The organism is Sphingomonas sp. J344 (genome assembly GCF_024700005.1).
Lineage (GTDB): Bacteria > Pseudomonadota > Alphaproteobacteria > Sphingomonadales > Sphingomonadaceae > Sphingomonas.
In genome coordinates this window covers 267815-290299 of record NZ_JAJONB010000002.1, presented here as the reverse complement: position 1 = coordinate 290299, position 22485 = coordinate 267815, and the positions used below count along the sequence as shown (strand labels likewise).

The following is a 22485-nucleotide window of genomic DNA, read 5'->3' as shown; positions in this document are numbered from 1 at the left end:
AGGCGGTTCGGGCGTAGGTCGCCGTAAACGATACGATATGATCGAGAGAGTGATGCTGGACCCCAATAGCGCGCCCACGCTTGACCGTGCGCAGGCGACGATCGGCATCGCCGACCTGTTCACCATCGGCATCGGGCCGTCGAGCTCGCACACCGTGGGACCGATGCGCGCGGGGTTCGCCTTTGCCGAGGCAGCGCTGGATCGCGGGACGCCGGTATCGGTGTCGTGCGAGCTGTTCGGGTCGCTGGCGCTGACCGGCAAGGGCCATGCGACCGATGTGGCGGTGATGCTGGGGCTGGCCGGGTTTCTGCCCGAAAGCGTCGATCCCGATGCCGTGCCGACCATCGTCGAGACAATCCGTGTCGAGGCACAGTTGAAACTGGCCGGGCATGTTCCGGTACCGTTTGTCGAGGGGACGCACCTTGTCTTTCGTGGCGACCGGTTTCTGCCTGCGCATCCGAACGGAATGCGCTTCGTCGCGCACTATGCGCAGGGCGAACCCTATGAGACCTTCTGGTACTCGATCGGCGGCGGCGCGGTGGTCGAGGGCGGCTGTGAGCTGCCGCAGAGCAATGTGCGGCTGCCCTTTGCCTTTTCGTCCGGCGCGGAACTGCTCGCGGTTGGCGACGCGGAGGGCAAGAGCATCGCCGATATCGTCCGGGCCAATGAATCCGCGTGGCGCGACGATGCCGAGACCGATGCGTTCGTCGACTCGCTGCGCGCGGCGATGTCGGCATGTATCGAGCGCGGGATGCGCGGCGAGGGGAGCTTCCCGGCGGTCTGAAGGTCAAGCGGCGCGCGCGCGACTTGCACCAGCGGCTGATCGCGCGCGGGCCTCGCTCCGATCCGTCGCTGGTGTTCGACTGGGTCAGTCTGTGGGCGCTGGCCGTGAACGAGGAGAATGCGGCGGGTGGTCGCGTCGTCACGGCACCGACCAACGGCGCGGCGGGGGTGATCCCGGCGGTGCTGCGTTACTACGAAACCTTCTGCGCCAGCCCGACCCCGGCGGGATCGCGGACCTTCCTGCTGACGGCGGCAGCGATCGGGTTCCTGTACAAGAAGCGGGCGTCGATCTCTGCCGCCGAGATGGGGTGTCAGGGCGAGGTCGGGGTGGCGTGCTCGATGGCGGCCGCTGGGCTGGCGGCGGCACTAGGCGCAACCAATGCGCAGATCGAGAATGCCGCCGAGATCGGGATGGAGCACAATCTGGGCCTGACCTGCGACCCGATCGGGGGCTGGTCCAGATCCCGTGCATCGAGCGCAACACGATGGGTGCGATCAAGGCGATCAACGCCGCCTATCTGGCGATGCACGGCGATGGCAGCCACATCGTAAGCCTCGACGCGGTGATCGAGACGATGCGCCAGACGGGGGAGGATATGCGGTCGAAGTACAAGGAGACCGCGCAGGGCGGGCTGGCCGTGAACGTGGTGGCGTGTTGAGCACCGGCGCCTGATCGCCCAATTTCAAACAATCGCGTTCGGCTAGGAACGCCAGCCCACCCGGTCCGTTTGCACGCGATCGGGAGAGGTTCGATGACTGCCAGCGCACGCCTGACAACACTGACGCGGATCGGATTTGCGACGCGCGGCGTGTTGTACGCCGTTATCGCGTATCTGGTAATCCGCACCGGCCGTGCCGAGGACCCAGGCGGGGCGCTTGAGTATCTGAGCGACGGCTCGGGGAAATTTCTCCTCGGCGTGATGGCCGCAGGATTGCTGGCCTACGGCATCTGGCGACTTGCCGATGCCGCACTCAATATTGAAGATCACGATGCAGACAAAAAGGGCGTGGTGGAGCGCGTGGGTGCAGGGCTCAGCGGTCTCGTGCATCTGTTCCTGACCTGGCAGGCGGTCCAATTGATGCAGGGCGTGTCTTCCGGCGGCAATGGCGTGCAGGAGAGTGCGCGCACCGCGCTGACCTTTCCCGGGGGCGGCATCGCGATCCTGCTGGTCGGAGCGGTCGTATTACTGGTCGGCATCGTTCAACTGGTCAGAGCTGCGAAGGGTTCGTTCCTGCGTCACCTTGAGCCCGAGATGGCGAAGCGGACATGGGTGGCATGGAGCGGACGCGCGGGTTATGCGGCGCGGGGTGTGGTGTTCCTCATTGTCGGCTATTTTCTGGTGGCGGCCGGATTTGATGCCTCGTCCAGCGAGGTCGGCGGCATGGATGCAGCGCTCGCATGGATTGACAGCCCGGTCGATATGATTGTCGCGCTCGGCCTGTTCGGATTTGCCGTCTTCAGTCTGGTCGAGGCACGGTGGCGGGTGCTTCAGTCGGTGCCCGTCGAACGACTGACCAAAGCCAGGCTCTAGGCCGAGGTCGGGTAGTCGATTTCTACGACCTCATATTCCTTTTCCCCCGCCGGGAGCATGACGCGGCGCAGGTCGCCCACGGCAGCGCCGCGTAGTGCGCGGGCGAGGGGGGAGTTCCAGCCGATGCGACCTTTGCCCGCGTCCGCCTCGTCGTCGCCGGTCAGGGTCAGGGTGCGGTGGTTGTCGTCCTCGTCCGCAATGGTGACGGTCGCGCCGAACCAGACTTTCGATTGATCTTCCTGCCGCGCCGGATCGACGACCTTGGCCGCCTTCATCCGCTTCGCCAGCCAGCCGAGCCGCCGGTCGATCTCGCGCAGCCGCTTGCGGCCATAGATATAGTCGCCATTCTCGGACCGGTCGCCATTGCCCGCAGCCCAGGCAATCGTCTCGACCAATGCCGGACGTTCGGTGCCGAACAGCATGTCATATTCGGCCTTGAGCGCGGAATAGCCCGCCGGGGTGATGTAGTTCGGACGGTCGTTCAAAGCTGGCGGCCCATGCTGATTCGTGGCTCGACCGCATAGCCCATATGCGCCCAGAAGGCGGCGGCGTCGTGGTTGGTGTCGCGCACCTGCAGATTCACCTTGGTGCAGCCTAGATCGGCCAGCGCGGTTTCGGCGGCGCGGATCAGCGCGCGCGCGATGCCGCAGCCGCGCGCGCGGGGATGCACCGCGAGCTTGTAGAGCCAGCCGCGATGTCCGTCATAGCCCGCCAGGATCGTGCCGAGGACATGCCCGTCCTCCTGCGCGACGAGCAGCAGGTCGGGCTGAATTGCCAGCTTTTGCGGGATCGCGACGGGGGCGTGGCTGTGCGGCGGATCGTCGGGAAAGACGGTGCGCCACAGCGCGTCCACATCCGTGAACTGCGCCTCCTCATAAGGGTGGATCGCGATCACCCCGGGCGGTTCTTGCCCAGATACCAGCTGATCCGGTGCGGCCCGCGCGAGCGGGAGCGCTGGGGGTGCAGCATATCGTACACCACGGCGTTTTCGAGCACGCGGTGCACGTAATTCTTGGTCTCGAAGATCGGAATATTCTCGACCCACACCAGCATATCGACGCCGGGCAGGCGTGGATCGCCATTGGCGCGGATCCACTTGTTCACATTGCCTGGCCCGGCGTTGTACGCCGCGACGGCGAGCGGGTAGCTGCCGCCATAATAATTGAGCATCCGCTGGATATAGCTGGAGCCGAGCCGGATATTGTAATCGGTATCGACCGTCAGAGCAGCGCGGTCGTAGCTGAGACCGAGTTGTCCGGCGACCTCGCGCGCGGTGCCGGGCATCAACTGCATGATCCCGCGCGCGCCGGCATGGCTGACCGCCGCCTTGTCGAACTGGCTTTCCTGCCGCGCGATGGCGTGGATGATCGTGAAATTGGCCTCCTGACCCGGCGGGACCGGAACAGAGGGGTAACCGGCGACGGTATAGTCGGTCAGGCCGTTGAGCAGTGCACTGCGTCCAACCATGACACCCAGATCGGGGCGACCGATGGTGCGCGACAGCTCGGTGGCGAGGACATGATCCTCCGCGCTGGTCGCATCTGCGGCGATCTGGCGCAGGAAATAGCCCTGATCCTCTGCGCGGCCCAATGTTCCGAGCATCTGCGCGGCGCGGACCACTTCGCGATTGTAGAAGGCTGTGCGCGCGGCGGGGCTGACCTGGCGGAAATCGACCGGCGGGGGTGCCTTCAACTCGCGACCGATCCGTTCGGCGGCGAGCTGGCCGTAGAACAGGTCCGAAAAGGCGGCGGCGCGTTCGTAATAGGCGCGCGCTACTGCAGCCTGCCCGGCGGCTTCGGCGGCGCGACCGGCCCAGTAAATGCCCTTGGACTGGGTGGTGGGCGTGCGCGATCCGCGCGAATAGCGGTCGAACATGCCGACCGCCTCTGCCGGCCTGCCCAGCTTGTGCATTGCGACCGTGCCGGCCAGCCAGACGAGGCTGGTGTAATCGTCGCGGATGCCCAGACCCATGTCCGACACGTCGGTGCCCGGCGCGAAGGCATCATCCACCTGGCTCGCAATGGCATAGGCCAGCGCAAATTGACGGTCGGATTCCGCCGCGCGCGCGTTGGTCAGCAGCACCTCATACCATTTCTCGACATTGCCGGGGCGGCTGTCGAGGCTGCGGGGTCGAGCGAGCAGCGAGCGGGCCGAGCCGCTCGCGCCATTGTTGCGATACCAGCTCGCACGGTCGGCGATGAAGCCGGGATCGCGCGCACCCGGCGCCTCGACTGCAACAGCGCGCGACTGTGCGTCGGGGGAGCTGGATTTGAGCGCCAGCCGCGCCTCAAACAGCGCGCGGCGTTGCGGAGAGGTATAACCGATATGGCGGGCGGCGGCCGTGCGGGCGTCCTGCCACAATAGCGCGTCCATCCGCGCATCATGATCGTCCGGGGACAGGGCAGATGCAAATGCGCCAAGGACTGCGGTCTCGTCGGTCGGGCGGAGTACGCCGCTGCGCCAGGCGCGGCGCGCCTGCTCGACCGCTTCGGCCCGGCGGCCCGAGATTGCCAACGCTTCGGCAAAGCGGATGCGCCCTGCCGCGGTTACCGGGGGAAGCGCTCGAAGAAGCGTACCGCGAGCGAGGGCGCGTCGGTACCCGCGCCCAGCGAAGCCTCGGCAGCCGCGCGGCGGCTGGTCTCGCCGGGCCAGCCGGGGTGCGCGAGCATGAAATTGGCATAGTCGCTGAACGGCCAGCGATCCGACTGTTGCAGCCGCTTCCACTGGTCGATCGTATATTGAATGCTGGACGCAGAAGGAGGCGGGGCGGCAGGCAAGACCTGCGCCGCGACCGCAGCGAACTGCGCTCTATACCATTCGGCTCCGTCCTGCACGACCTGGGACGAGACCGCGACACCCGATACGCCGGCGAGCAAGAGCCCGCTCTTGAATACAGAAGCAAGCATGCTGGACATGATACGCAATCGCCCCCTATTGGCCACCCCGAATTTCCGACGATTGGGGCATTTTGACGCATATGTTCTCCGGCTCGATCCCCGCACTCATCACGCCATTCCGTAACGGCAGCTTCGACGAGGCTGTATTCCGGGATTTCGTCGAGTGGCAGATCGCCGAAGGATCGTCGGCTCTGGTCCCCGTCGGCACCACTGGCGAGGCAGCCACCTTGTCGAAGGACGAGCATTTCGAGGTCGTGCGCGTGTGCGCGGATCAGGTGCGCGGGCGCGTCCCCGTAATCGCGGGGGCAGGGTCGAACGACACCCGCGTGGCGATTGGCAACGTCCAGGCGGCGAAGGAAGCCGGCGCCGACGCGGTGCTGATGGTCCCGCCCTATTACAACCGCCCGAGCCAGGAAGGCATCTTCCAGCATTTCGCGGCGGTCGCCGCCGAATGCGACCTGCCGATCATCCTCTACAATGTCCCCGGGCGCACCGTGACGGATATCCAGCCCGAAACGGTGATCCGGATCGTTCAGGCGTTCCCGGACAAGTTCGTCGCGATCAAGGACGCGACCGGCGACCTTGCCCGCGTGTCGAAGCACCGTGCCGCGCTGCGCAATGGGCTTGCCCAGCTGTCGGGCAATGACGAGACCGCGCTGGCGTTCAACGCGATGGGCGGGGTGGGGTGCATCTCGGTCGCCGCCAATGTCGCGCCGAAGCTGTGCGCGCAGTTCCAGGCGGCGTGGGCCGAGGGGAACACCGCCATCGCGCTGGCGCTGCACGACCGGCTGTTCGCGCTGCACCTCGCGCTGTTCACCGATGCCTCGCCAGGGCCGGTGAAGTACGCCGTCAACAAGCTGAAGCCCGAGATTTCCGCCGAACTGCGCCTGCCGATGGTCGCACCGAGCGATGCGAGCAAGGCGGCGGTCGATGCGGCGATGGCGGCGGCGGGGTTGATCTGACGCGATTGTCCTGCTGCGAAAGCAGAAGCCCAGGCGTCGCCGGGGTCGTCCTTAGTAACTCTAGGCTCCGGCGTTCGCAGGAGCACTGACAGAAACTGAAGCCATCGCTTCCCTTTCTCCTTCAGCACCCCTACATCGCGCGTCCCATGGCACGCCCTCGTCCCCTAGAATTCGACAAGAAAAAGGTCGTCGCGGAGAACCGCAAGGCGCGCTACGAATATTTCCTCGAGGAATTTTTCGAGGCGGGCATCGCGCTGCAGGGGACCGAGGTGAAGTCGCTGCGATTCGGCGAGGGGTCGATCGCGGAGAGCTATGCCGAGGTGCGCGACGGTCAGGCGTGGCTGGTTAACGCAAATATCCCCGAATTTTCGCACGGAAATCGCTTCAATCACGAGCCCAAGCGTCCCCGTAAATTGCTCCTTCATCAACGGCAGGTAGAAAAGCTGCATGGCGCGGTCGCGCGGGAGGGCATGACGCTGATCCCGATGTCGATCTACTTCAACGGTCGCGGCCGGGCGAAGGTCGAGCTGGCGCTGGCGAAGGGCAAGAAGACTCACGACAAGCGCGAGTCGATCAAGGAACGGGACTGGAAGCGTGAACAGGGGCGGATCCTCCGCGATCGCGGGTGACATGAAACCGAATCGCCTCAGCGCATGGTGGCACCGCAACATGCCAACCCGCGAGTCGATCGAGCAGATCCGCTGGCTGCGTCCGGTGGCGCACCGCGTCCTCGCCCCTGAGTTGTGGCGGTTCACCCGCCGGTCGGTGCCGCGTGGCGTGGCGCTGGGATTGCTGGTCGGTATCTTCCTGTTGATCCCGGGCCTGCAGATCGCGGGCGCGGCGATGCTTGCGCTGCCGTTCCGTGCCAACGTGCCGATTGCTGCGGCGATGACCTTCCTCAGCAATCCCGCGACGACGCCGTTCATTCTCTACGGATCGGTCTATACCGGCAATGCGATGCTGGGGCGGAGCGCCGACGTGTCGGGCTTCATGGCGCTGATCGAGCATCATGCCGGGGTCGGCGAATGGCTGAACTGGCTGTTCTCGCAGGCAGCACCGGCGTTGGTGATCGGCCTATTGGTGATTTCGGTCGCGTCTGCAGCCGCAGGCTATGGCCTGTCGATCTTCGCCTGGCGCGCCTGGGTTGCCCGCAAGTGGCGCAAGCGTGTGGCCCTCCGTAATAAAGTTTCGTCGGAGACTTGATCGGGCGTATCATCGGCGTAAGACACGGGCGTTTTCCAATGTCCGAAGGGTAGCCGATGCGTCTCCTCCTGATCCCCGTCCTGCTTGCCGGAACCGCGCTGGCGAGCGGCTGCAGCCCGTCCACCAGCGCTGACGCGCCTACGGCAGCACCGGCGGCCAAGCCGCAACTCGGGAGCTTCGGGTTCGACGTGGCCGGGATGGATCGCAGCGTTGCACCGGGCGAAGACTTCTACGCCTTCTCGAACGGTGTTTGGGCAAAGAACACGCCGATCCCCGCCGACAAGTCCAACTATGGCATGTTCACCGCGCTCGACGACCTGTCGAAGCAGCGGGTGCGCGGTATCCTCGACGAGGTGAAGGACGATCCCGCCAGCATGGTCGGTCGTGCCTATTCGAGCTATCTCGACACCGCGACCGTCGAGGCGCGGGGTCTTGCGCCGATCCAGCCGTGGCTGGGCAAGATCAAGGCGCTCGACAGCAAGGCGGGCTATGCCGCGCTGGTGGTCGAGGGCGCGAAGATGGGCGTGCCAGGGCCGTTCGGCGGCTATGTCGGGCAGGACGACAAGATCCCGACCCAGTATATCTTCAGCATGTATCAGGGCGGCACCGGCCTGCCCGATCGCGACATGTATCTGCTCGACACCCCGAAGATGGTGGCGAACCGTACCGCCTATCTCGGCTATCTCGCCAAGATGCTGACGCTGGCGGGTGAGGGCGATGCCGAGGCGCGCGCCAAGGCGATCCTTGAGATGGAAACGAAGATCGCCAAGGCGCAGTGGACTCGCGAGGAATCGGGCGACGCCGCCAAGACCTATAACAAGTACACGCTGGCGGAGACCGCACAGTTCAGTTCGGAGATGGTCGACCTGCCCGCGATCTTGCGCGGGCTAAGCCCCAAGATCACCGAAGTCCTGATTGCTCAGCCGAGCGCGTTCAAGAGCATTTCGGGCATCCTCAATGACGCGCCGCTGGCGGTGGTGAAGGACCAGATGCTGGTGCGCAGCCTGGGATCGCTGTCCGACTATCTGCCCGATGCGGTGTCGAACACGCAGTTCGCGTTCTACGGGACGACGTTGCAGGGCACGCCGCAGCGCGAGGAGCGCTGGAAGCGCGGCGTGAGCTTTGCCGAAGGCGCGCTGGGCGAGGAGCTGGGCAAGGAATATGCCGCACGCTACTTCCCCGCCGAATACAAGGCGGAGATGAACAAGCTCGTCGCCAATGTCCTCGACGCGATGGGGCGCCGCATAGACTCGCTCGACTGGATGCAGCCGCAAACCAAGCTGCGCGCCAAGGCGAAGCTCAAGAATTTCACCGTCAAGGTCGGCTATCCCGACAAGTGGCGCAGCTATGCGGGGCTGGAGGTCAAGTCGGACGATTTGTTCGGCAACGCCGTGCGCTCCAACCGCTTCGACTATGCGTACATGCTCGACAAATTGGGCGGGCCGGTGCGCAAATGGGAATGGGGAATGCTTCCCCAGACAGTGAACGCCTATGCCAATTTCGGCATGATGGAAGTCGTCTTCCCCGCCGCGATACTGCAACCTCCCTTCTTCGATCCCAAGGCGGATCCGGCGATCAACTATGGCGGTATCGGTGCCGTCATCGGTCACGAGATCAGCCACCATTTCGACGATCAGGGCGCGAAGTATAACGAGAAGGGCGAATTGTCCGACTGGTGGACGCCGCAGGACGTCAAGGCATTCGAGGCGGCCGGCAAGGCGCTGATCGCGCAATATGACGCCTATGAGCCGTTGCCGGGCGAGCATGTGAAGGGTGAGTTCACCCTGGGCGAGAATATCGGCGATCTCGCCGGCCTCACCATCGCCTATGATGCTTACAAGCATTCGCTCGGCGGCAAGGACGCGCCGGTGATCGACGGCTTCACCGGCGACCAGCGCTTCTACCTCGGCTGGGCGCAGGTGTGGCGGCGCAATTATCGCGAGGCGAATTTGCGTCAGCGGTTGCTGACCGACCCGCACAGCCCGTCGATCCAGCGCGCCTGGGTCGTCCGCAACCTCGACCCCTGGTACGGCGCCTTTGGCGCAAAGCCGGGTGAGAAGCTGTATCTGGACCCGGCAAAGCGCGTCCGCGTCTGGTGAGCGCTTGACGCTGTGCCAGTGGGGCGGGAAAGGGGGCCATGGCCGCCACTTCCGCCCCGACTGACGACTCCCCCGGACTGACCGGCCCGTTGATCACCGCGATTGCGGCCGGAGCGGTGGCGGGTGGCGTGGTGCTGTGGGCGATCGACTCGCTTCCGGTGGCGGCAGGCTTCTTCGCCGCCGCCGTGCTGATCGCGCTGGCTGTCACGCTGCTGCGTCGCCCTGCGACCGCCGCCGATGACGCGGTTGAGAGCGCAGCAGTCGACTGGTCGCTCGCCAATATGCTCGCGTCGATCTGCAGCGATGCGATTGCGGTGACCGATCGCGCCGGGCGGCTGGTTTGCGCGAATGAACGATTCGGGACGCTGTTTCCCGGCTATCCCGCCCCTCCGGCGGTGGTGATAGGTGACTGGGCCGCATCGCAACTGGGCAGTGCGGGCCGTGCGGCATGGCGCGACGGCGAGGCGTCGAGTGGATCGTTCGACGCAGCAGGGACGAAGCTGACCGCGCATGTCACCCGCGTAGGTGATTCGATGCTGATCTGGCGCTTCGCGGGCGCCGATGCGGTCGATCTGACCAAGCAGGCGCAGGCGCTGGTTGCGGGAAAATCGGGCGACCGGCTGGGTCAAGCCGGGATCATGATGGCGTTGATCGGCGCCGATGGCCGCGTGCGCGCAGCGAACCGTGTCCTCCGCCTCCGCGCGGCGGGCGACGAGATGGCGATGATCGAGGGACGGGACATCACCCGGTTCCTGATCACCGACAATCGCGGCACGGTGCGGTTCGAGCGCGAGGGGCTGTCAGGGACGCCGATCCGGGTCTTGGAAATTCCCTTCCTCGATGGTGATGCGACGCCGATGCTGGTCGCGCTGCTCGACGAGGAATATGCCCCGGCGCAGGAAATGGGCGAGGAATCGACCGCGCATGTCCGGTCGCTGATCGCGCTGCTGCCGACGGGAATTGCGCTGGTCGGCGCGGACGGTCGCTTTGCCTATATGAACGATGCGTTCGTGCGGGCGGCGCATGTGAACACCGACGCACCGCCGCTCTATCCCGGCGATCTGGTGGTGCGCGAGGACAAGAGCATTCTGGCCGATGCCGTGCGGCGCTTTGCCGCGGGCGCGGCGCATTCGATGGATCTGACCGTCCGTTTCGCCCCGGCGGCTGAGGAGGCGGTGTCGCTGTCGATCGCGTCGGCCCGCGGGCTGGGCGATGCGGCGGTGCTGCTCAGCCTGCGCGATGCGGGCGAGGAGGGGCAGCTCAAGCGGCAGGTGGCACAGGCGACCAAGATGCAGGCGGTCGGCCAGCTCGCCGGCGGCGTTGCGCACGACTTCAACAACATTCTGACCGCGATCATCGGTCATTGCGACCTAATGCTGATGCGCCATGCGCCGGGCGACAGCGATTATGACGATATCCAGCAGATCCTGCTCAATTCCAATCGCGCGGCGGCGCTGACCCGCCAGCTGCTCGCCTTTTCGCGGCAACAAACGCTCCGGCCACAGGTGCTGCAGCTGCCCGACATCATCTCCGAAGTGTCGAACCTGCTCAAGCGGCTGCTGGGTGAGACGGTCGAGCTGGTGGTCAATCACGGGCGAAACCTGGGCCCGGTGCGCGCCGATCCGGGGCAGCTGGAGCAGGTTGTCGTCAACCTCGCCGTCAATGCGCGCGACGCGATGCTGGCCAAAAATCCCAATGGCGGCGGCACGCTGACGATCGAGACGCTGAGCGTCGCGGCGCGTGAGGTGCGGGCGATGGACGACGACGTCCTGCCCGTGGGCGACTATACCGCGCTGCGCATTTCCGACACCGGATCGGGCATCCCGGCCGATGTGCTCGCGCATATCTGGGAGCCGTTCTTCACCACCAAGGAAGTGGGGAAGGGGACTGGCCTGGGCCTGTCGACCGTCTATGGCATCATCAAGCAGTCGGGCGGGTTCATCTTCGCGGAGAGCGCGCCGGACAAGGGGGCGGTCTTCACCATCTACCTGCCCGTCCACAACGCGCCCGAACCGGCCGCGCAGCTCAATGCGCCCAAGCCGGTGCAGGGCGACTTGTGGGGGAGCGGCACGATCCTGCTGGTCGAGGACGAGGCAATGGTGCGCGCGGTCGCAGAGCGCGCGCTGGCGCGGCAGGGCTATACCGTGCTGACCGCCGAGAATGGCGAAGCGGCGCTGGAACTGCTCGAAAAGAGCGGCAAGCCCGACCTTCTCATCAGCGACGTGGTGATGCCGACGATGGATGGACCGACGATGGTCCGTCACGCGCGCAAGAAATACCCCGACCTCAAGATCATCTTCATGTCGGGCTATGCCGAGGAGCAGTTGCGCAAGTCGATCGACATCGACAAGGTCGCATTTCTGCCAAAACCCTTTTCAGTCCAGCAACTTGCGGAACTGGCACGTTCGGTAATGACCGCAAAATAGCACTCGACCGGCGAGCGATAGTGCGGCACATGCTGGCGAAATGAGCGCACCGCAACGCATCCTGATCGTCGAGGACGAACCCCTGATCGCCATGATGATCGAGGATTTCCTCGACATGCTGGGCAAGGAACATGCCGGCACTGCGGAGAGCGTGGCGGCTGCGCTGGAGATCGTCGCGGCAGGCGGCGTCGATGCCGCGATCCTCGACGTCAATCTGGCGGGGGGTGAGCAGAGCTGGCCGATCGCCGATGCGCTCGCAGCGCAGGGCGTGCCCTTCATCCTCGCCACCGGCGGCAGCGGCGACATGGTGGCCGAGGCATATCGCGACCGTCCGGTACTCGCCAAGCCGTTCACCATGGACGCGGTCGAACAGGCGCTCGCCGCGCTCTGATCCTTCAGGCGATGCGGTCGGGTAGTTCGGCGGCGTCGGCTTCGATTGCGGAGTCCGGGGCGACGGCTTCCCAGGGGAAGATGAACCAGTCCTTCGTCACCGACCTGTCGATGGTCCGCGCCGCGTATTCAACGCGCTGATGAGACGTGACATTGTCGAGCAGTGTCGCGAAACGCACGTTCGTCGCATTCGCCCCCGCCGTTGCCAGCCCTTCGCGCAGCCGCCCGATCGTCGCACCGCTGTCGTTGATGTCGTCGATGAACAACAGCCGGGCGCCGTCGCGCGTCCGTTCCGCGAGCCGGGCAAGGGCGGGGGCGGCGAGATCCTCGTTTCGCGCGCTGTAATCGACCGACAGCATCGGGCCGATGATCGCGTGGCTGAGATAGACCGCCGGAATCAGCCCGCCGCGCCCAATGCCGATCAGATAATCGGGCTGCCAGTCCGGATCGGCGCGTACCGCATCGGCCAGTGCCAGCACATCGGCGACAAACTGTTCATGCGGGATCGGGGTGAAGACTGGCATCAGTTCGCCGCCACATAGGCGTCGAGCCGGGCGACGTGCGCCGCCTTCTCCGCCTCGTCGAGGAACGATCCGGTGAAGCTGTTGCGTGCCAGCTGGACGATCTGGTCGCGCTTCAGCCCGCGTGCGGCGGCGACCGCGCGGTAATTGTCGGCGACATAGCCCCCGAAATAGGCCGGATCGTCCGAATTGACCGTCGCGCGCAGCCCTTCCTCCAGCATCCGGTCGAGCGGGTGGTTCGTCATATCGTCGACCACGCAAAGCTTGAGGTTTGACAGCGGGCAGACAGTGAGTGTCATCCCTGTGTCGGCAAGGCGGCGCACCAGCGCCGGGTCCTCCAGGCTGCGATTGCCATGGTCGAGCCGGTCGACGTTGAGCAGGTCGAGCGCCTGCCAGACATAGTCGGGCGGTCCTTCCTCCCCGGCATGTGCGACCCGCTTCAGCCCCATGGCACCTGCCGCCGCGAATACGCGCGCGAATTTTTCGGGCGGGTGGCCGAGTTCGGACGGATCGAGCCCGACCCCCTCAATCCGGTCGAGCCACGGCTCGGCTGTCCTGAGTGTCGCGACTGCCGCCTCCTCGTCGAGATGGCGCAGGAAGCAGAGGATCAGCTTTGAGGTGAGGCCGTGCCGTCCCTCAGCATCGCGCATGGCGCTCAGTAGCCCGTCGGCGACCACCTGAAACGGAATGCCGCGATCGGTATGTGTCTGGGGATCGAAGAAAATTTCGGCATGGACCACGCCATCCGCCGCCGCGCGTCCGAAATAGGCGTCCGCGAGGTCGTAGAAATCCTGCTCGACACGCAGCACGTCCGCGCCGGCATAATAGATGTCGAGGAAGTCCTGGAGGTTGGAAAAGCTGTACGCGGCACGCACCGCCTCCACACTGTCGAACGGGATGGCGACGCGATTGCGCTTCGCCAGCGCGAACATCAGCTCGGGTTCAAGGCTTCCCTCGATATGCAGATGCAGTTCGGCCTTGGGCAGGCCGGCGATGAAGTCAGGAGCGATCATCGGTGGAGGATCGCGCGATTGGAAGGGTAGGGCAAGGTGTTTGGATGCTGCGACGAAAATGAGAACAAAAAAGATCGTTCCGCACTTGTTCCATCGGAACATATGTTGTACGACGCGCTTCAGGCAATGGTTGAACGCAGGCCGCAAAGCCTTTAGCGACGGAGACTTCTCATGGCAGCTTCCCTCAAGGTGATCGACGGAAAGATGGGCATTTCTCCCGACAAGCAGAAGGCGCTCGACGCGGCGCTGGCACAGATCGACCGCGCGTTCGGCAAGGGCAGCGCGATGCGGCTCGGCTCCAAGGAGACGATGCAGGTCGAAGCGATTTCGACCGGCTCGCTCGGGCTCGACATCGCTTTGGGCGTCGGCGGCCTGCCGCGTGGTCGCGTGATCGAGGTCTATGGTCCGGAAAGCTCCGGCAAGACGACGCTTGCCCTGCATGTGATCGCCGAGGCGCAGAAGAATGGCGGCGTCGCCGCGTTCGTCGACGCGGAGCACGCGCTCGACCCGGTCTATGCCAAGAAGCTGGGTGTCAATATCGACGAACTGATCGTATCGCAGCCCGACACCGGCGAGCAGGCGCTCGAGATCGTCGACACCCTGGTGCGTTCGAACGCGATCGACGTACTCGTGGTCGATTCGGTTGCGGCGCTTGTTCCCCGTGCGGAAATCGAAGGCGAAATGGGCGACAGCCACGTCGGCCTTCAGGCGCGCCTGATGTCGCAGTCGCTGCGCAAGCTGACCGGTTCGATCAGTCGCTCGCGCTGCATGGTAATTTTCATCAACCAGCTGCGGATGAAGATCGGCGTGATGTACGGCAATCCGGAGACCACGACCGGCGGCAATGCGCTCAAATTCTACGCTTCGGTTCGCCTCGACATCCGTCGCACCGGCGCGATCAAGGATCGCGACGATGTGATCGGCAACTCCACCCGGGTGAAGGTGGTGAAGAACAAGGTCGCCCCGCCGTTCAAGCAGGTCGAGTTCGACATCATGTATGGCGAGGGGATTTCGAAGATCGGCGAGATTCTCGACCTCGGCGTCAAGGCGGGGCTGGTCGAAAAGGCCGGCGCGTGGTTCAGCTATGACAGCATCCGGATCGGCCAGGGGCGTGAGAATGCCAAGACCTTCCTCAAGGAAAATCCGGACGTTTGCGACAGGCTCGAGCGGGCGATCCGGACCCGTACCGAGCAGGTAGCCGAAGAGATGATGGCCGGCCCGGATGCCGAGGACGACCTCTGATTCCACAGTAAGCGCGGCTAAACAGTCGTTAACCAGTTTCGGGCAGCAATGCCTGTTGCGGGCCGTACCGGATCGACAGGTCGGTGGCGGTCAAGGGACCAGTCTCCCATTGGAAGGCCCGGCGTGGCGTGCGCCGGGCCTTTCCTGTGTCGGGCCCAGTGCTTCATCCCGGATTATGCGCCGCGTGCTCCAGCTCGTGCCGCAGTCGCGCCACATGTGGCTTGGCTCGTTCGGCCGGCTGCGTTCGCAAAGCCGCGCATTCTCACCTTGCGGTTGCAGGCGTGCTGATGTGCGTGGCACACTGGCCGCATGGCCGAGCTCAGCTTTCAGGTACAGGTGCGTCGCGCGGTCGAACGTGATTACCCGGTCTGGGCGGAGATGCTTGCAGCGCTGCATCCGGGGCAATCGCCCGAGGCTTTTCTCGCCGAGATCGGCGAACTGCTCGCGTTACCCGAGCCTTATGTCGCGTTCCTCGCGTTCGACGATGCGGGTCAGGCGTTGGGAATGATCGATGCACGTTTGCGCAATTATGCCGAAGGTGCACCGCGATTCCATGCGGCCTATGTCGAGGATCTCTGGGTCAGCCCGGATGCGCGAGGACGCGGGGTCGCGAGCGCGCTGCTCGCGGCGGTCGAGGACTGGGCGCGGGAGCAAGGGGCTGACTGGCTGGGATCGGATACCTCTCCGGACAATGATGCCAGCCGGGCATGGCACAAGGCTGCGGGTTTTGCCGAGGTCGAGCAGCTCGTCGTGTTCGGCAAGCCGCTCGGCTGACGGTCGGCCGCAGGCCCGATTGCCGCTGGTCATTCTGTCTCAGCCGAGACAGATTCGCGTAAACCAAGGGGGCACCCGTCGATGATTACCGTCCACCATCTCGAAAATTCGCGCTCGCAGCGGGTGCTCTGGCTGCTTGAGGAGCTTGGACTTCCCTATGAAATCCGCCGCTACCGGCGGAACCCGAAGACCATGCTGGCCCCGCCGGAGCTTCGTGCGGTGCATCCACTGGGCAAGTCGCCGGTAATTGTCGACGGTGATCCCGACGACGCCCCGCGCATCGTGGCGGAGACCGGCGCGATCATCGAGTATCTGGTCGAGAAGGCCGACGGTCAGCTCGGCCCGCCTGCGCATCGCGACTCGGCGCTTCGTTACCGGCACTTCATGCATTATGCCGAGGGTTCGCTGATGCCGCCGCTGCTGGTCAAGCTGGTGCTGATGCGCGTGCCAATTTTCGGCAAGGCGGCGCAAAAGCGTATCCAGCCGATGATCGACGTCCATCTCGACTTCGTCGAATCCGAACTGGCGAGCCGTCCCTGGTTCGCGGGCGATGCGATGTCCGCGGCGGATGTGATGATGAGCTTCCCGCTCGAAGCAGCGCGGGCGCGAGGGGGGCTCGATGCCACTCGCCCGGCGACGATCGCGTGGATCGACAAGATCCATGCACGCCCCGCCTATCAGACGGCGCTCGCCAAAGGCGGTCCCTATGCCTATGCCTGAGCGCGCAACAAAATAAGGGGTAAGCATGTCGGGCGCAGAGGCGATTACGGAGGTGCGGCGCGAATCGACGCTGCAATGGCAGATGCTGGGCGGCTTCGTGCTCGGGCTGACACTCGGCCTGTTCGTCCATTTTGCGGCGACCGATGCGGCGTGGGTCAAAACCGTGACGACGTATGTCACCGGCCCGATCGGCCAGGTCTTTTTGCGTCTGTTGTTCATGCTGGTGATTCCGCTGCTGTTCTCCGCGCTTGTCGTCGGCATAGCCGAGATGGGCGAGATCGCGGCGCTCAAGCGCGTCGGTCTGCGCACGCTGGTCCTCACCGTCTGCGTTTCGACCATCGCGGTGATCGTCAGCCTGTTACTGGTAAATCTGCTCCAGCCCGGCGCCGGGGTGGACCGGGTCGAGGCTCAAGCATTGCTCGCCGCATCGGGCGACAGCGCCGGCGCGATCCTCGATCGCACCGCCAGCACCCCGACCGGGGTCGATGCGATCCTGAACATCGTTCCGATCAATGTCGTCGCGGCAATGAATGCGAACGACATCCTCGCCATCATGTTCTTCGCCCTGTTCTTCGGCATCGGCATCCTCCTCACCGCCGACCGGCCGCAGGTGCAGACGCTCAAGCGCGGCATCGAGGGGATTTTCGAGGTGTCGATGCGCCTGATCGGTCTCGTCATCCGGCTCGCGCCGATCGCCGTGTTCTGTTTCTTGTTCAACCTGGCCGCGCTGTTCGGCTGGGAATTGCTGGTGCGGTTGCTCGCCTTTGTCGGCGTAGTGCTGGCGGCGCTTGGTACACAGATGTTCGTGATCTTCCCGATCCTGCTGCTGCTGCTCGCGCGCAAGAGCCCAATCGCCTTCTTCCGCGAAACGCAGGAGGCCAGCGTGATGGCCTTCTCCACCGCGTCGTCCAACGCGACGCTGCCCACGGCACTGCGCGTGGCCGAGACCAAGCTCAAGCTCCCGCCCAAGATCTCACGCTTCGTGCTGACGATCGGCGCGACGGCCAACCAGAACGGCACGGCAATGTTCGAGGGGGTGACGGTGATCTTCCTCGCGCAGTTCTTTGGCGTCGACCTGACATTGGGGCAGCAGATCACGGTGATGCTGGTGTGCATCCTTGGCGGCATCGGCACGGCCGGGGTCCCGGCGGGATCCTTGCCGGTGATTGCGCTTATCCTTGGCATGGTTGGCGTGCCACCGGCGGGGATCGGACTGGTGCTGGGCGTCGACCGGTTTCTCGATATGTGCCGCACCGTGCTCAACGTGATCGGCGACCTGGTGCTCGCGACGATCGTGTCGGCGGGTGAGAAGGAGACGCCGGAGCCTGTGGCATGAGGTTGACCCGGCGCGGGTTGATCGCAGCTGGGGCGCTGGCGCCGATCGGGTTTTCCGCCGTGGCGCGGGCAGCGCAGCCCGACCTGTCGGCGCTTCAGCCGATCACCGGCGATGCGGTGCCGATCGGCCGCGAAGAGCGCGCCGCCCGGCTTGGTCGCGCGCAGGCGCTGATGAAGGCGAACGGCATCGGCGCGGTGCTGATCGAGCCGGGGGCGAGCCTGCTCTATTTCACCGGGGTGCGCTGGGGGCGGAGCGAGCGGCTCACGGCGGCGGTGATCCCGGTCGAGGGCGATCCGATCATCGTCACGCCGTTTTTCGAAGAGCCATCGGTCCGCGAGTCGCTCGGCATTCCTGCGGAAATCCGGGTGTGGCAGGAGCATGAGGATCCGTTCGCGGTGGTCGCCGGCTTCCTGCGCGAGAAGAAGCTGCTCGGTCGCCCGCTGGGGATCGAGGAAACGGCGCGCTTCTTTGCGGTCGACGGCATGTGGCGCGCGCTCGCGGGCGTGAAGATCGTGTCGGCCAACCCGGTCGTGCGCGGGTGCCGGATGTTCAAGACGCCGGCCGAGATCGCGCTGATGCAGAAGGCGGCGGACGTGACGCTGGCCGCCTATCGCTGGACCTACCCCCGGATCGAGGCGGGGATGACCCCGGCCGACATCGCCGCGCTGATGACCGCGGCGACGGTGAAGCTGGGCGGGCAGGTGGCGTTCAACCTGATCCTGCTGGGCGAGGCATCGGCCTATCCGCACGGCACCGGCAAGCCGCAGCGGGTGGTGAAGGGCGAAGTCGTACTGATGGACTGCGGCGCGCGGGTTCATGGCTATGAAAGCGATATCAGCCGCACCTTCGTCCATGGCGCGGCGAGTGCGGAGCAGCGCAAGGTGTGGGAACATGTCCGCGCCGGGCAACAACGCGCCTTCGCCGCCGCGCAGCTCGGCGTTCCGGCGGGCCGCGTCGATGATGCGGTGCGTGGATGGTATGCGGCCTTGGGCTATGGTCCAGACTACAAGCTCCCCGGCCTGTCGCACCGTACCGGCCATGGCATCGGCATGGACGGGCATGAGCCGATCAATCTGGTGCGTGGCGAGATGACGAAGCTGGCTCCGGGCATGTGCTTTTCGAACGAGCCGGGGCTGTATCTGCCGGGCAAGTTCGGCGTGCGGCTGGAGGATTGCTTCCATATGACCGCGGCGGGGCCGAAATGGTTCAGTGTGCCGCCGGGGTCGATCGAGGACCCGATCGGGTGACTTATGAGGAAGCCTACAAGTGCCTCCCTATCTGATCTCGAAGGCCGGGGTCTGCGGGTCGCAGAACGCCGCTTTGACGATCGCCACTTTGGCAATTTCGGGATCGCCTTTCGGCGAAGAGGCTGGAAACACACGCTGATAAATGACCGTGGACAATTGGTCTGCGAGTCCCGGACGTGGTTTCGGCGGCGCGTCCAGACATTGGCCGATGACCTAGGTGCGGTGTCGTGCGCCGAACTGCGTGGAGTGCTGGATAACTTCCAATCACCCTGATCGAACCGTTTCGCTTGAGCGAACGCCTCGGCGCGCTTAAGTCGCGCAAATGACCTCGACCAACGATATTCGCCGCAGCTTCCTCGACTATTTCGAGGGCCATGGCCATGCCCGTGTCCCGTCCGCGCCGCTGGTGCCGCACAACGATCCGACGCTGATGTTCGTCAATGCGGGGATGGTGCCGTTCAAGAATGTGTTCACCGGCCTGGAGACGCGGCCCTACACCACCGCGGCGTCGAGCCAGAAGTGCGTCCGCGCGGGTGGCAAGCACAACGACCTCGACAATGTCGGGTACACCGCGCGGCACCATACCTTCTTTGAAATGCTCGGGAATTTCTCGTTCGGCGACTATTTCAAGGAGCAGGCGATCACCCATGCGTGGACGCTGCTGACCAAGGAATGGGGGCTGCCCGCGCACAAGCTGACCGCGACCGTCTATCACACCGACGATCAGGCGTTCGATCTGTGGAAGAAGATCGCGGGCCTGCCCGAAGAGCGCATTATCCGGATTGCGACCAAGGACAATTTCTGGGCGATGGGCTCGGACGGGCCGTGCGGACCGTGTTCGGAAATCTTCTACGACCATGGCGACCATATCTGGGGCGGCCCTCCGGGCAGTCCGGAGGAAGATGGCGACCGTTTCGTCGAGATCTGGAACCTCGTCTTCATGCAATATGTGCAGGAAGCCGACACGATCATCGGCGAACTGCCCAAGCCGAGCATCGACACCGGCATGGGGCTGGAACGCGTCGCAGCGGTGCTGCAGGGCGTGCATGACAATTACGACACCGACACGTTCAAGGCGCTCATCGCAGAGAGCGGGGCGCTGACGCATTCGGCGACGACCGGCGACAATCAGGCGAGCCATCGCGTGATCGCCGACCATATCCGTACCTCTGGCTTCCTGGTCGCCGACGGTGTGCTGCCGGCCAATGAGGGGCGCGGCTATGTGCTGCGCCGGATCATGCGCCGCGCGATGCGTCATGCGCATATCCTGGGCGCGAAGGAGCCGTTGATGCACCGGATGGTGCCGAGCCTGGTGGCGGAGATGGGCGGTGCCTATCCCGAACTGGTTCGCGCCCAGCCGCTGATCGAGGCGACGTTGTTGCAGGAGGAAACCCGGTTCCGCCAGACGCTGGCGAACGGGCTCAAGCTGCTCGACGAAGCGACGGGATCGATGGGCGAGGGCGATACGCTGCCCGGCGAGACCGCGTTCAAGCTCTACGACACCTATGGCTTCCCCTATGACCTGACCGAGGACGCGCTGCGTCCGCAGGGGATGAAGGTCGACCGCGACGGGTTCGACACGGCGATGAAGCGGCAGAAGGATGCCGCGCGCGCCGCGTGGAAGGGCTCGGGCGCCAAGGCCAGCGACGATGTGTGGTTCGACATCGCCGAGGAGCTGGGGAGCACCGAATTCACCGGCTATTCGGCGACCGAGGGCGAGGGGCAGGTCGTGGCGCTGGTCAAGGACGGCGTGCGCGTCGACCGCGCCGGTGCCGGCGATGAAGTCACGATCCTGACCAACCAGACGCCTTTCTATGGCGAGAGCGGCGGCCAGATGGGCGACGCCGGCACGATCGGCAACGACAATGCCGAGGCGATCGTCAGCGATACGTCGAAGCCGCTTGGCCGGCTGCACGCGCATCAGGCGACGTTGGCGCGCGGCGAGATCAAGGTCGGCGACACGGTGAAGCTGGCGATCGACGTGTCGCGCCGCGATGCGATCCGCGCTAACCATTCGGCGACGCACCTGGTCCATGCGGCGCTGCGCAACCGGCTGGGCGGGCATGTGACGCAGAAGGGGTCGTTGGTCGCGCCCGACCGCTTCCGCTTCGACTTCTCTCACCCGACTGCGCTCAGCGCTCAAGAGATCGCGGATGTCGAGGCCGAGGTGAACGCCGAAATCCGCGCCAATGAGACGGTGGGTACGCGGCTGATGACCCCCGACGACGCAGTCGCGGCGGGCGCGTTGGCGTTGTTTGGGGAAAAGTACGGCGATGAGGTTCGCGTGCTGTCGATGGGACGGCTGACCGATAAACATTATTCGGTCGAGCTGTGCGGCGGCACCCATGTCCGCGCGACCGGCGACATCGGCGTGTTCAAGATCGTCAGCGAAAGCGCGGTCGCGGGCGGCGTGCGCCGGATCGAGGCGCTGACCGGCGAAGCGGCGCGCTCTTGGCTGAACGATCGCGATGCCAAATTGCGTGAGGTGGCGGCGACGCTCAAGACCTCACCCGACGAGGTGAGCGCGCGCGTTGCCGCTTTGGTCGAGGAACGCCGCAAGCTGGAGCGCGAGCTGGCCGAAGCCAAGAAGGCACTGGCGCTGGGCGGCGGCGGGGCTGCTGCTCCGGCCGGGCCGGAGCAGATCGGCGGCGTGAACTTCGTCGGCCAGATCCTCGACGGGCTCGATCCCAAGGCGCTGCGCGGTGCCGTGGACGAGGCCAAGGGGCGGATCGGTTCAGCTGTGGTAGCTTTTGTCGCGGTAAATGAAGGGCGTGCAGCGATCGCGGTGGGTGTCACCGACGACCTGACCGGCACCTTCAGTGCCGTCGAGCTGGTCAAGCGTGGTGTTGCCGCGCTGGGAGGGCAGGGCGGCGGTGGGCGACCGGACATGGCGCAGGGTGGCGGACCCGAGGGCGGCAACGCCCAAGCCGCGATCGATGCAGTCAAGACGGCGCTTGCCGAGGAGAAAGAAGCTGCGTGATCATGTCCTGAAGGCCGCCGCAATCGCAGCGGCCCTCATCATCGCCCCCGCCGCCACGGCGCAGGGTAAATTGCCACCCTATCCCGAGGCGCTGAACTGCGCCGCGCTGACCCATGCCGCCGCCAAGATCGGCAAGGGCACGCCGCAGGAATCGGTGCTGTTCGATCACCTGATCTATTGGGGCATGGCCACCGCCGATGCCGGTCGCGCTGCGGGCAAGTCCGGCAAGGTGGTCGACGCCGAAGTGGCCGCACAGTCGGCTCAGCTGGAGCCGAAGCTGCGCGCGCAGGATGGTGCGACCGCATCGGCGCTGGCCGCGTGCGTTGCGCGTGTCCCACCTCTCGACAAGTAATCCGGAGA

Annotated in this window: 20 protein-coding genes and 1 pseudogene; 15 read left to right on the top strand and 6 right to left on the bottom strand. The window is 65.2% G+C overall.

Annotated elements, in window-relative coordinates:
- Window positions 1-52: 52 nt before the first annotated feature.
- Both LRS12_RS17600 and LRS12_RS17595 read left to right on the top strand, forming a co-directional pair.
- Window positions 53-1442, top strand: a pseudogene (locus LRS12_RS17600) (L-serine ammonia-lyase).
- A gap of 93 nt (window positions 1443-1535) precedes the next feature.
- Window positions 1536-2315 (top strand): DUF1206 domain-containing protein, encoded by a 780-nt coding sequence (locus tag LRS12_RS17595; protein WP_257845808.1) that lies wholly within the window; start codon window positions 1536-1538, stop codon window positions 2313-2315.
- Here the strand turns inward: LRS12_RS17595 and greB are convergent.
- Genes greB through LRS12_RS20140 form a run of 4 tightly spaced genes read right to left on the bottom strand, consistent with a single transcriptional unit; the run spans window position 2312 to window position 5221 of the window.
- Window positions 2312-2800, bottom strand: a complete 489-nt coding sequence (gene greB, locus LRS12_RS17590) for a transcription elongation factor GreB (RefSeq protein WP_257845807.1) — start codon at window positions 2798-2800, stop codon at window positions 2312-2314. The genes LRS12_RS17595 and greB overlap by 4 nt on opposite strands.
- On the bottom strand, window positions 2797-3210 hold the full coding sequence (locus LRS12_RS17585) for a GNAT family acetyltransferase (protein WP_257845806.1): 414 nt from the start codon (window positions 3208-3210) through the stop codon (window positions 2797-2799). Before LRS12_RS17585 ends, greB begins: the two co-directional genes overlap by 4 nt.
- Window positions 3207-4829, bottom strand: a complete 1623-nt coding sequence (locus LRS12_RS17580) for a lytic transglycosylase domain-containing protein (protein ID WP_308223054.1) — start codon at window positions 4827-4829, stop codon at window positions 3207-3209. Before LRS12_RS17580 ends, LRS12_RS17585 begins: the two co-directional genes overlap by 4 nt.
- A 32-nt stretch (window positions 4830-4861) precedes the next feature.
- Complete coding sequence (locus LRS12_RS20140; protein ID WP_308223053.1) at window positions 4862-5221, bottom strand: hypothetical protein; 360 nt, start codon at window positions 5219-5221, stop codon at window positions 4862-4864.
- Window positions 5222-5292: 71 nt separating this feature from the next.
- Between LRS12_RS20140 and dapA the strand changes: the two genes are divergently transcribed.
- From dapA to LRS12_RS17550, 6 genes are all read left to right on the top strand, one after another.
- Complete coding sequence (gene dapA, locus LRS12_RS17575) at window positions 5293-6174, top strand: 4-hydroxy-tetrahydrodipicolinate synthase (RefSeq protein WP_257846177.1); 882 nt, start codon at window positions 5293-5295, stop codon at window positions 6172-6174.
- Window positions 6175-6320: 146 nt separating this feature from the next.
- Entirely contained in the window at window positions 6321-6803 is a 483-nt protein-coding gene (smpB, locus tag LRS12_RS17570; RefSeq protein ID WP_257845805.1) for an SsrA-binding protein SmpB, read from the top strand.
- 1 nt (window position 6804) lies between these two features.
- Window positions 6805-7377, top strand: coding sequence for a DUF2062 domain-containing protein (locus LRS12_RS17565; RefSeq protein ID WP_257845804.1), 573 nt, complete (start codon window positions 6805-6807; stop codon window positions 7375-7377).
- A 56-nt stretch (window positions 7378-7433) separates the two neighbouring features.
- A complete protein-coding gene (locus LRS12_RS17560) occupies window positions 7434-9476 on the top strand; it encodes a M13 family metallopeptidase (protein ID WP_257845803.1) in 2043 nt (680 codons plus the stop codon).
- 38 nt (window positions 9477-9514) lie between these two features.
- Window positions 9515-11902: a response regulator gene (locus LRS12_RS17555; RefSeq protein ID WP_257845802.1), complete on the top strand. Its 2388-nt coding sequence runs from the start codon at window positions 9515-9517 to the stop codon at window positions 11900-11902.
- A 40-nt stretch (window positions 11903-11942) separates the two neighbouring features.
- Complete coding sequence (locus tag LRS12_RS17550; RefSeq protein ID WP_257845801.1) at window positions 11943-12293, top strand: response regulator; 351 nt, start codon at window positions 11943-11945, stop codon at window positions 12291-12293.
- A 4-nt stretch (window positions 12294-12297) separates the two neighbouring features.
- On the opposite strand, the gene LRS12_RS17545 is transcribed toward LRS12_RS17550, so the two are convergent.
- Both LRS12_RS17545 and LRS12_RS17540 read right to left on the bottom strand, forming a co-directional pair.
- The gene (locus LRS12_RS17545; protein ID WP_257845800.1) at window positions 12298-12816 is read right to left on the bottom strand and encodes a phosphoribosyltransferase; all 519 of its coding nucleotides are present in this window, start codon (window positions 12814-12816) and stop codon (window positions 12298-12300) included.
- Complete coding sequence (locus LRS12_RS17540; RefSeq protein ID WP_257845799.1) at window positions 12816-13826, bottom strand: adenosine deaminase; 1011 nt, start codon at window positions 13824-13826, stop codon at window positions 12816-12818. The genes LRS12_RS17545 and LRS12_RS17540 overlap by 1 nt, the downstream gene beginning before the upstream one ends.
- A gap of 171 nt (window positions 13827-13997) precedes the next feature.
- Here LRS12_RS17540 and recA point away from each other — a divergent pair, with 171 nt between their 5' ends.
- The 7 genes from recA (at window position 13998) to LRS12_RS17505 (ending at window position 22477) form a co-directional block, all read left to right on the top strand.
- On the top strand, window positions 13998-15068 hold the full coding sequence (gene recA / locus LRS12_RS17535; RefSeq protein WP_308223052.1) for a recombinase RecA: 1071 nt from the start codon (window positions 13998-14000) through the stop codon (window positions 15066-15068).
- Window positions 15069-15377: 309 nt separating this feature from the next.
- Window positions 15378-15842, top strand: coding sequence for a GNAT family N-acetyltransferase (locus tag LRS12_RS17530; protein WP_257845798.1), 465 nt, complete (start codon window positions 15378-15380; stop codon window positions 15840-15842).
- Window positions 15843-15923: 81 nt separating this feature from the next.
- The gene (locus LRS12_RS17525) at window positions 15924-16562 is read left to right on the top strand and encodes a glutathione S-transferase family protein (RefSeq protein WP_257845797.1); all 639 of its coding nucleotides are present in this window, start codon (window positions 15924-15926) and stop codon (window positions 16560-16562) included.
- 25 nt (window positions 16563-16587) lie between these two features.
- On the top strand, window positions 16588-17898 hold the full coding sequence (locus LRS12_RS17520; RefSeq protein WP_257845796.1) for a dicarboxylate/amino acid:cation symporter: 1311 nt from the start codon (window positions 16588-16590) through the stop codon (window positions 17896-17898).
- Window positions 17895-19145 carry a Xaa-Pro peptidase family protein gene (locus tag LRS12_RS17515; RefSeq protein ID WP_257845795.1) on the top strand — a complete coding sequence of 417 codons (1251 nt, stop codon included), beginning with the start codon at window positions 17895-17897 and terminating at the stop codon, window positions 19143-19145. The genes LRS12_RS17520 and LRS12_RS17515 overlap by 4 nt, the downstream gene beginning before the upstream one ends.
- 322 nt (window positions 19146-19467) lie before the next feature.
- Window positions 19468-22125, top strand: coding sequence for an alanine--tRNA ligase (gene alaS, locus LRS12_RS17510; protein ID WP_257845793.1), 2658 nt, complete (start codon window positions 19468-19470; stop codon window positions 22123-22125).
- Window positions 22100-22477: a hypothetical protein gene (locus LRS12_RS17505; protein ID WP_257845792.1), complete on the top strand. Its 378-nt coding sequence runs from the start codon at window positions 22100-22102 to the stop codon at window positions 22475-22477. Before alaS ends, LRS12_RS17505 begins: the two co-directional genes overlap by 26 nt.
- The last annotated feature ends 8 nt before the right edge of the window (window positions 22478-22485 follow it).

Coding starts and splice junctions, on each gene's coding strand:
- LRS12_RS17595 (WP_257845808.1), top strand. CDS start 1,536: ATGACTGCCAGCGCACGCCTGACAACACTGACGCGGATCGGATTTGCG.
- LRS12_RS20140 (WP_308223053.1), bottom strand. CDS start 5,221: ATGCTTGCTTCTGTATTCAAGAGCGGGCTCTTGCTCGCCGGCGTATCG.
- dapA (WP_257846177.1), top strand. CDS start 5,293: ATGTTCTCCGGCTCGATCCCCGCACTCATCACGCCATTCCGTAACGGC.
- smpB (WP_257845805.1), top strand. CDS start 6,321: ATGGCACGCCCTCGTCCCCTAGAATTCGACAAGAAAAAGGTCGTCGCG.
- LRS12_RS17565 (WP_257845804.1), top strand. CDS start 6,805: ATGAAACCGAATCGCCTCAGCGCATGGTGGCACCGCAACATGCCAACC.
- LRS12_RS17560 (WP_257845803.1), top strand. CDS start 7,434: ATGCGTCTCCTCCTGATCCCCGTCCTGCTTGCCGGAACCGCGCTGGCG.
- LRS12_RS17555 (WP_257845802.1), top strand. CDS start 9,515: ATGGCCGCCACTTCCGCCCCGACTGACGACTCCCCCGGACTGACCGGC.
- LRS12_RS17550 (WP_257845801.1), top strand. CDS start 11,943: ATGAGCGCACCGCAACGCATCCTGATCGTCGAGGACGAACCCCTGATC.
- LRS12_RS17545 (WP_257845800.1), bottom strand. CDS start 12,816: ATGCCAGTCTTCACCCCGATCCCGCATGAACAGTTTGTCGCCGATGTG.
- LRS12_RS17540 (WP_257845799.1), bottom strand. CDS start 13,826: ATGATCGCTCCTGACTTCATCGCCGGCCTGCCCAAGGCCGAACTGCAT.
- recA (WP_308223052.1), top strand. CDS start 13,998: ATGGCAGCTTCCCTCAAGGTGATCGACGGAAAGATGGGCATTTCTCCC.
- LRS12_RS17530 (WP_257845798.1), top strand. CDS start 15,378: ATGGCCGAGCTCAGCTTTCAGGTACAGGTGCGTCGCGCGGTCGAACGT.
- LRS12_RS17525 (WP_257845797.1), top strand. CDS start 15,924: ATGATTACCGTCCACCATCTCGAAAATTCGCGCTCGCAGCGGGTGCTC.
- LRS12_RS17520 (WP_257845796.1), top strand. CDS start 16,588: ATGTCGGGCGCAGAGGCGATTACGGAGGTGCGGCGCGAATCGACGCTG.
- LRS12_RS17515 (WP_257845795.1), top strand. CDS start 17,895: ATGAGGTTGACCCGGCGCGGGTTGATCGCAGCTGGGGCGCTGGCGCCG.
- alaS (WP_257845793.1), top strand. CDS start 19,468: ATGACCTCGACCAACGATATTCGCCGCAGCTTCCTCGACTATTTCGAG.